This window comes from Arthrobacter sp. Hiyo1, assembly GCF_001263615.2.
Lineage (GTDB): Bacteria > Actinomycetota > Actinomycetes > Actinomycetales > Micrococcaceae > Arthrobacter.
Map to the genome: position 1 here is coordinate 408,283 of NZ_DF952473.1, position 8,002 is coordinate 416,284.

The 8,002-nt window shown below is 64.2% G+C and carries 4 protein-coding genes and 2 pseudogenes; 1 reads left to right on the plus strand and 5 read right to left on the minus strand.

The window, feature by feature from the left end; translation table 11 throughout:
* Positions 1 to 626 precede the first annotated feature (626 nt).
* Positions 627 to 1,310 carry a vitamin K epoxide reductase family protein gene (locus AHiyo1_RS17325; RefSeq protein WP_059389359.1) on the plus strand — a complete coding sequence of 228 codons (684 nt, stop codon included), beginning with the start codon at positions 627 to 629 and terminating at the stop codon, positions 1,308 to 1,310.
* Between the two features lie 76 nt (positions 1,311 to 1,386).
* Here AHiyo1_RS17325 and ndk read toward each other — a convergent pair whose 3' ends face one another.
* From ndk to AHiyo1_RS17350, 5 genes and pseudogenes are all read right to left on the minus strand, one after another.
* Entirely contained in the window at positions 1,387 to 1,806 is a 420-nt protein-coding gene (gene ndk / locus AHiyo1_RS17330) for a nucleoside-diphosphate kinase (RefSeq protein ID WP_059389360.1), read from the minus strand.
* Positions 1,807 to 1,859: 53 nt separating this feature from the next.
* The gene (locus AHiyo1_RS17335; protein WP_059389361.1) at positions 1,860 to 2,315 is read right to left on the minus strand and encodes a DUF4233 domain-containing protein; all 456 of its coding nucleotides are present in this window, start codon (positions 2,313 to 2,315) and stop codon (positions 1,860 to 1,862) included.
* A gap of 2 nt (positions 2,316 to 2,317) precedes the next feature.
* Positions 2,318 to 3,679: a bifunctional folylpolyglutamate synthase/dihydrofolate synthase gene (locus AHiyo1_RS17340; protein ID WP_059389362.1), complete on the minus strand. Its 1,362-nt coding sequence runs from the start codon at positions 3,677 to 3,679 to the stop codon at positions 2,318 to 2,320.
* Between the two features lie 3 nt (positions 3,680 to 3,682).
* A pseudogene (ileS, locus tag AHiyo1_RS17345) lies at positions 3,683 to 7,010 on the minus strand (isoleucine--tRNA ligase).
* 335 nt (positions 7,011 to 7,345) lie between these two features.
* Positions 7,346 to 8,002: pseudogene (locus AHiyo1_RS17350) on the minus strand (SDR family oxidoreductase); the annotation flags it as partial.

Below are 8,002 nucleotides of genomic sequence, written 5' to 3' on the forward strand. Positions count from 1 at the left end.
TCGGCGGCGGTTGCGGCAGCTCCGGCGTCGGGGGCTTCATCCGCGGCGACCGTCTTCGGTGCAGCCTTGCGGCGGGTGCGGGTGACCTTTTAGGTGCTTCGGTGGTCTCGGTGGACGCCGCATCTTCGGCGGCGGCTACAACTTGCTCGTTATCCATATGTGGCAACACTCCTGCCCTTGCGCAACCGCCACATCCGGTGCCCAGAGGGGCAATATTGTCAAAACCCGCAGGCGTTGACAGAAGTCAGTAGTAGTCTTTCCGGTTCGCACCAGCATGGGGGTGCGGCATCCACGGAAAGCCGGCTTCGCTCCAAACCCGTTGTTCTAATGCCACAACCAGGTGCCGTCCATGGTCACTGCGGCCCTGCCGGGGATCATTGGATCCTGGGCATGCCCTGCAAATGATTGGCGGTCTTGGGAACAAGATACCGGACCGGATTCCGCATGTGGATCGGCTTCCGGCCATGTTCATTCTCTCACACGCCCGCACTCCCGGCAGGAAGCATGCCCTGAAAGCTTCCGTGCCGCCGCCTTTGCTGGACGCGTCCTCCAGCCTCCGCGGCTAGAATCCTCCCAAGAGCAGTCCCCGGTCCCGCGCCGGGCCATCCAGAAAAGGACAGCCAACCATGCCGAGCCCCGCCAGCCCGAACCTGGCCAATAACGATGCCCGCTCCCTCAGGCAGGAGGGAACCGGCAAGCACACCGACGACGCAGCCATGCCGCGCATGGTCCGCGACCGCCCCTTTGCCTGGCTCTTGCTCGCCACCGGCGCCATCGCGTGGCCTGCGTCCGGCGCACTCGTGCTGGAAAAGCTGCAGGTTCTCATGGACCCCAACCACATAACGGCCTGCGACCTCAATCCGTGGGTGTCCTGTGGCAGCGTCATGAAAACACCGCAGAGTTCGGTTTTCGGTTTCCCCAACATGTTCATCGGGATTGTCGCCTTCGCCGTGATCATCACCACCGCCATGGCGATCTTTGCCGGGGCCAAGTTCGCCCGCTGGTATTGGATCGGACTGCAGACGGGCGTCACACTGGGGTTCATCTTCATCGTCTGGCTCTGGTCCCAGGCCCTGTATGTCATTCATATCCTGTGCCCGTTCTGCATGGTGGTGTGGGCATGCATGATCCCGCTCTTCGTCTTCGTGACCATCAGGAACGTGGCGCACGGAGTCATTCCAGCGCCCGCAGGACTGGCCAAGATCCTGAGCGAATCCGGTTGGATCATTTCCGCGCTGCTCTACGTTGGCGTGATCGCCAGTATCTTCTTTGCCTTCATCAACGTCTTCATCGGCACGTCGGGTTACTAAGCACCAAGCCGTCAACAGCGGAAGGGGCCCATGTTCGCATGAACATGGACCCTTCCGCTTTTGGTGTGTCTGAAAACTACGCGCCGAACCAGATCTTGATCTCGCGCTCGGCGGAATCCACCGAATCGGAACCGTGGACCAGGTTCTGCTGCACAGCCAGGCCCCAGTCACGGCCGAAGTCACCGCGGATGGTGCCGGGCGCCGCCGACGTCGGGTCCGTGGTTCCAGCAAGGGAACGGAAGCCTTCGATCACGCGGTGGCCCTCGAAGATGGCAGCGACAACCGGGCCGCTGAGCATGAACTCGACTAGCGGCTCGTAGAACGGCTTGCCCAGGTGCTCTTCGTAGTGCTGCTCAAGGAGATCGCGGGTTGCGTTGACCTTCTTCAATTCGACCAAGGAGTATCCCTTGGACTCGATGCGGGCGAGGATGCTGCCGCTCAAGTTGCGGGCGACGCCGTCGGGCTTGATCAGTACAAGGGTGCGCTCAATGCTCACGGTTGCTCCAATGTTGGATGTGTGGGTTTCCCAGCCAGTTTACGGGGTTTCACTCAGGCGACGCCCGCGCTGCCCCCAGAGTCCCCGTGCGAAGCGTTCCATTCGGCTTGCTCACGATCACGCTGGGCGTTCTCGCGGTCGATTCTCATGCCGGCACGGATGCCGTACCACCAGCAGGCCGCGAACAGGACTCCCACCACGAACATCGTGGGCTCGACGAAGCCGGAAAGAATCAAGACCAGCTGCATAACCCAGCCGACCCCGATGCCCCACGGCTTGCTAAGCACGGCACAGGCCAGGATCAGGATGACGCTCAGGCTGATGCCGAAGGTCAGGATCAGGGCCGGCTGCACCTCCCCGCGCTTCAGTCCGAAGACTGCCAAGGTGGCGAAGAACGCGACGAAGGCCTCCAAAAGCAGGACGGTCGAAGCGAACATCACCTTGGTAGAGCGGCGCTTCTTGGGCATCCCGGGCCGCCATTCGCGCTGGGCTTTGGTGAGTTTGGCCATGCTCAGGAACCAACCTTCCCCAGGAGCATGCGGGCCTCCGCCACCACGGTGACGGAACCCGTGACGAGTACGCCGCCGGCCAGGTCATCATTCGCTTCGGCACGCTCCACGGCCCACTCGATCGCGTCATCCAGCTTCTCGGCAATGTGGACATTGTCCGCACCGAAGCCAAGGTCGACGGCGAGATCGGCCAGTTGCGCCGCCGGGATGGCCCTCGGCGAGCTGGACTGTGTGAAGCAGAACTCCTCTGCCAGTCCACCCAGCGATTCCTTGAGCTGCCGCAGGATTTCCTCCGCGTCCTTTTCCTTGAGGACCCCGAGGACCACCACCAGCTTGCTGAAGCTGAAGGCCTCTTCAATTGCCTCGGCCGAGACGCGGATGCCGTCAGGGTTGTGGGCCGCATCCACGATGATCGTGGGAGCGGTGCGCACCACTTCAAGACGGCCAGGCGACGTGACGCTGCCGAACGCTTCGCGCAGGAGGTCGCCGTCGAGCTCTTTTTCACCGCCACCGAAGAACGCTTCAAGCGCCGCGACCGCGACGGCCGCGTTCTCGGCCTGGTGGGCGCCGTGCAAGGGAAGCAGCAGGTCCTCATAGCGGCCCGCGAGCCCCTGGATGGTCAGGACTTGGCCTCCGACGGCAACGCTGCGGGACTCGACGCCGAATTCGACGCCTTCGAAGCGGAACGGCACCCCAACCTCGCGCGCCTTCTCAAGGAGCACCTGCGCGGCGTCCACCGGCTGGGCCGCGCTGATCAGGAAGCCGCCGGGCTTGATGATTCCGGCCTTCTCGCGCGCGATATCCTCGGTGGTATCGCCGAGGAGATCCGTGTGGTCAAGCGAAATCGGCGTCACCACGGAAACCTGTCCATCGCCCACATTCGTGGCGTCGGTGATGCCGCCGAGCCCCACTTCAATCACGGCGACGTTCACGGGTTGGTCCGCGAAGATCGCGAAGCCCAGGATGGTCAGGCACTCGAAGTACGTGAGCCTGGGCTGGCCATCCGCCTCGAGCTCCTTGTCCACGATTTCGAGGTACGGACGGATCTCGTCCCAGATCCGGACAAAGGTCTCGTCCGAAACCGGCTCGCCGTCGATGCTGATGCGCTCGGTGACCTTCGACAGGTGCGGACTCGTATAACGGCCTGTGCTCAATCCGTGGGCACGAAGCCCGGCCTCGATCATCCGGGCTGTTGAGGTCTTGCCGTTGGTGCCCGTGATGTGGATGATCGGGAACGCCTTGTTGGGCTCCCCCAGCACATCCATCGCCCGGTACAGGGGCGCGAGCCGCGGCTCCATTTTGTTTTCCGGGGCGCGGCCCAGGAGTTCGGCGTAGACGCTTTCTACGGAGAATTCGTCGCTCATGTACTAGGCCTCGATCTTGGTAACGGTGATCTGCGGCTCGGCGGCGTCGCCGGAGACGACGGGGTCGAGCTTGAGGGACAGGGTTTCGGTCTTGACCAGCTCTTCGTTGGCGCGCAAGGCGTCAACGACGTCGTGGACGGCCAGGACCGTGGTGTGGATGCGGTCACTGACGTTCAGTCCTGCGTCCTTGCGGGCCTGCTGGATGGCGCGGACCATGTCCCGCGCCAGGCCTTCGGCTGCCAGTTCCGGAGTGACTTCGGTGTTCAGGACCACGAAGCCGCCGCCCGGAAGGACAGCGACGGCCGCGGACGAGCCGTCAGCAGATTCCGCGACGACAGTCTCGAGCGTGTACTCCTGCGGTTCCAGCTCGAGGCCGCCCGCCGTGACCACTCCCGCATCGGAAACAGACCAGTCGCCTGACTTGGAACCCTTGATGGCCTGCTGGACGTTCTTGCCCAGTCGCGGACCTGCCGCGCGGGCATTGACCACGAGTTTCTGCTCGATGCCGAATTCCTCCGGCGACGCCGTGGCGGCGTCGAGGAGGCGCACGGAACGCAGGTTCAGTTCATCCGCGACGACGGCGGCGAAGCCTGCCAGCGCATCAGCACCGGGTGCCACCACAGTGAGTTCCTGCAGCGGCAAGCGAACGCGGAGGTTGGCGGCCTTGCGCAGGCTGGAACCGGTGGAGCAGATCTGCTGGACCCGGTCCATCGCCTCGACGAGTTCCGGGTTCGCCGGGAACAGCGACGCCTCGGGCCAGTCAGCCAAGTGCACGGAGCGCCCGCCGGTCAGGCCGCGCCAGATCTCCTCGGAAACCAAAGGAAGGAGCGACGCCGAGACTCGGCAGACCGCTTCGAGCGCCGTGTAGAGGGCGTCGAAGGCGTCGGTGTTCTCGTCGAAGAAGCGCTGGCGGCTGCGGCGGACATACCAGTTGGTGAGCATATCCAGGTAGCTGCGCAGTTCATCGCAAGCCCCGGAAATGTCGTATTCGTCCAGGCTGGAGGTGACGTTGCGGACGAGGTCACCGGTGTTTGCCAGCAAGTACTGGTCCATTGTGTCCGTGTAGCCGTCGTAGCGCAGCTTGGCGTCATAGCCGGCGGCTGTCCCATCCACTGTGTGGGAGGCGTTCGTGTACAGCGTGAAGAAGCTGTACACGTTCCACAGCGGCAGGATGACTTGGCGGACGCGTCGCGGATTCCCTGTTCGGTGACCACGAGGTTACCGCCGCGCAGGATGGGGCTGGACATCAGGAACCAGCGCATGGCGTCGGAGCCGTCGCGGTCCAGGACCTCGGAGACGTCCGGGTAGTTGCGCAGGCTCTTGGACATCTTTTGCCCGTCCGAACCCAGCACGATGCCATGGCTGATCACATTGCGGAAGGCCGGCCGGTCGAAGAGTGCCGTGGACAGGATGTGCAGCATGTAGAACCAGCCGCGGGTCTGCCCGATGTACTCGACGATGAAGTCGGCAGGGTTGTGGGTGTCGAACCATTCCTCGTTCTGGAAAGGATAGTGCACCTGCCCGTAGGGCATGGAGCCCGAGTCGAACCAGACATCCAGGACGTCCTCCACCCGGCGCATGGTGGACTGGCCCTCTTCAGGCGAGCGCGGGTCGTCCGGGTTGGGCCGGGTCAGTTCGTCGATGAACGGGCGGTGCAGGTCGACCTGGCCGTCGTTGTTCATCGGAAGGCGGCCGAAATCGGCTCCATCTCGGCGAGAGAGCCGTAAACGTCCGTGCGCGGGTACTCGGGGTCGTCGGACTGCCACACCGGGATGGGCGAGCCCCAGTAGCGGTTGCGGCTGATGGACCAGTCGCGGGCATTGGCCAGCCACTTGCCGAACTGTCCGTCCTTGACGTTGCCCGGGATCCAGTTGATCTCCTGGTTCAGTTCGGACATCCGGTCCTTGAACTTGGTGACCTCCACATACCAGGAGGACACGGCACGGTAGATCAGGGGGTTGCGGCAGCGCCAGCAGTGCGGGTAGCTGTGCTCGTAACTGGCCTGGCGAACCAAGCGACCGCCGGAACGCAGTGCCTGGGTGATCGGCTTGTTGGCATCGAACACCTGCAGCCCGGAGATTTCGGCGAGCGGTCCGTGCGCGAACAGGTGGAGGAACTTGGCGCCCTCGTCGACGGAAAGGACCACGGGGATCCCCGCGTCCTCACAGACTTTCTGGTCGTCCTCGCCGTAGGCCGGAGCCTGGTGGACGATGCCCGTACCGTCGGTGGTGGTGACGTAGTCCGCCACGAGGAAACGCCAGGCGTTCTGGGTGCCGTACTTCTCGGTATCGGAGAAGTAGTCCCAGAGCGGCTCGTACTCCAGGCCGGCCAACTCGGTGCCCGTGTAGCTTGCCGTGACGGCGGCGGTAGCGGCAGCGCCGTCGTCGTACCCCAGATCCTTGGCGTAGGTGCCGAGAAGATCGGCGGCCAGCAGGAAGCCGCCCGTCACCGGAGCCTCCGCGGAGGCGGCCTTGATCCCGTTGGGACCGGCCGGAACCACCGCGTAAGAAATGTCGGGCCCGACGGCGAGCGCCAGGTTGGTGGGCAGCGTCCAGGGGGTCGTGGTCCACGCGAGCGCCTGCACGCCTTCAAGGGACTTGGAGAGTTCCGACTCCCCTGCCTTGATGGGGAAGGTCACGGTGACGGTCTGGTCCTGGCGGTTCTTGTAGACATCGTCATCCATGCGCAACTCATGGTTGGACAGCGGCGTCTCGTCCTTCCAGCAGTACGGCAGGACGCGGTACCCGTTGTAGGTGAGGCCCTTCTCGTGGAGCTGCTTGAAGGCCCAAAGGACAGACTCCATGTACTCGACGTTGAGGGTCTTGTAGTCGTTGTCGAAGTCCACCCAGCGTGCCTGCCGTGTGACGTAGCTCTTCCATTCGTCCGCGTACTTCATGACCGAGGCGCGGCAGGCGTCGTTGAACTTGTCGATGCCCATGGCTTCGATCTGGGTCTTGTCCGTCATGCCCAGTTGCTTCATGGCCTCGAGTTCGGCGGGCAAGCCGTGGGTGTCCCAGCCGAAGCGCCGTTCGACGCGCTTGCCGCGCTGGGTCTGGTAGCGGCCCACCAGGTCCTTGGCGTAGCCGGTCAGGAGGTGGCCGTAGTGGGGCAGCCCGTTGGCGAAGGGAGGACCGTCATAGAAGACGAACTCGTTGCTGCCGGGGTGCCCTCCGGGCAGGTCCGCGCTGCGGTTGTCGATGCTGGCTTGGAAGGTGCCGTCTTCATCCCAGTACTTGAGGATGCGCTCTTCGATCTCCGGGAACTTCACGGAGGCGGACACCCCTCGTGGGGTGCCGGAGAGAGCTGTGGAGGCCTTGGGGTAATACGTCATCTCTTCATCCTGGGTTGAGCCGGTGAACACAAAGTTTCATTCAGGATGCGAGGACGGCGCCAGCTGCGTTGTTTCCAACAGCGCCGGTACCGCGGTACCACCTCACTTACCGCCGCTGGCGCGGCCCCTTCGAAGAGGAGCTGTTCCGGCGTCGGCCGCTCATTGCTGCTGTGACGGGCTTACCCGTCCGGTTCTACTGGCCCCCGGGGTGGCGGGGGCGTTCTTCCGGAAGCTCACCGGTGATGTCCGGGTCAAAGCTTGTGGCACAAGTCTAGCGGCAGCGGCACTGCGAGCTCCACTTGGGCTGCCGCGCGGGAGCCGGCGACGCCGGTACCTTAGCCCTTGCGGATCAACTTGTGGGTAGCGGCCTGCGCCACAGGGCGGACGATGATCTCGTCCAGGTTGATGTGGTGCGGCAATGAGACCGCGTACTTGACGACGTCGGCGACGTCCTCCGGGGTGAGCGGCTTCTCGACGCCGGCGTATACCTTGGCTGCCGCGGTGGCATCGCCGAGGCGGTTGAGAGCGAATTCCTCCGTGCGGACGAGGCCGGGTGCCACCTCGATGACGCGGATGTTGTTCTCGGCTTCCTCCAGGCGCAGGCGCCGGTCATGGCGTGCTGGGCGAATTTGGCCGCGTTGTACCCGCCGCCGCCCTCGTAAGCCGTGAATCCCGCCGTCGACGTCAGGTTCAAAACGGTGCCCTCGCCGTTGGCCCGCAGCATCGGGAGGAAGGCCCGGGTCAGCTTCAGCGTGCCGAGCACGTTGACTTGGTACATCCAGTCCCAGTCCTCGGTCTGGGCATTGGCCAGCGTGTCGGCGCCCCGCGCACCGCCGGCAATGTTGATGAGCGTGTCCGCTCCCCCTGCCTCGGTGACGGCTGAGAGCAAGGCCGCGACGTCGTCGTCGTTGGTGATGTCCGCGGCGAACGGCACGGCGCCGCTCTCGGCGCCGAGTGCCTCAAGCCGCTCGGCACGGCGGGCGACGGCGAAT

What these genes read in the sequence shown, in the direction of transcription:
- AHiyo1_RS17340 (WP_059389362.1), bottom strand. Translation starts at nt 3,679, where the DNA reads ATGAGCGACGAATTCTCCGTAGAAAGCGTCTACGCCGAACTCCTGGGC.
- AHiyo1_RS17325 (WP_059389359.1), top strand. Translation starts at nt 627, where the DNA reads ATGCCGAGCCCCGCCAGCCCGAACCTGGCCAATAACGATGCCCGCTCC.
- AHiyo1_RS17335 (WP_059389361.1), bottom strand. Translation starts at nt 2,315, where the DNA reads ATGGCCAAACTCACCAAAGCCCAGCGCGAATGGCGGCCCGGGATGCCC.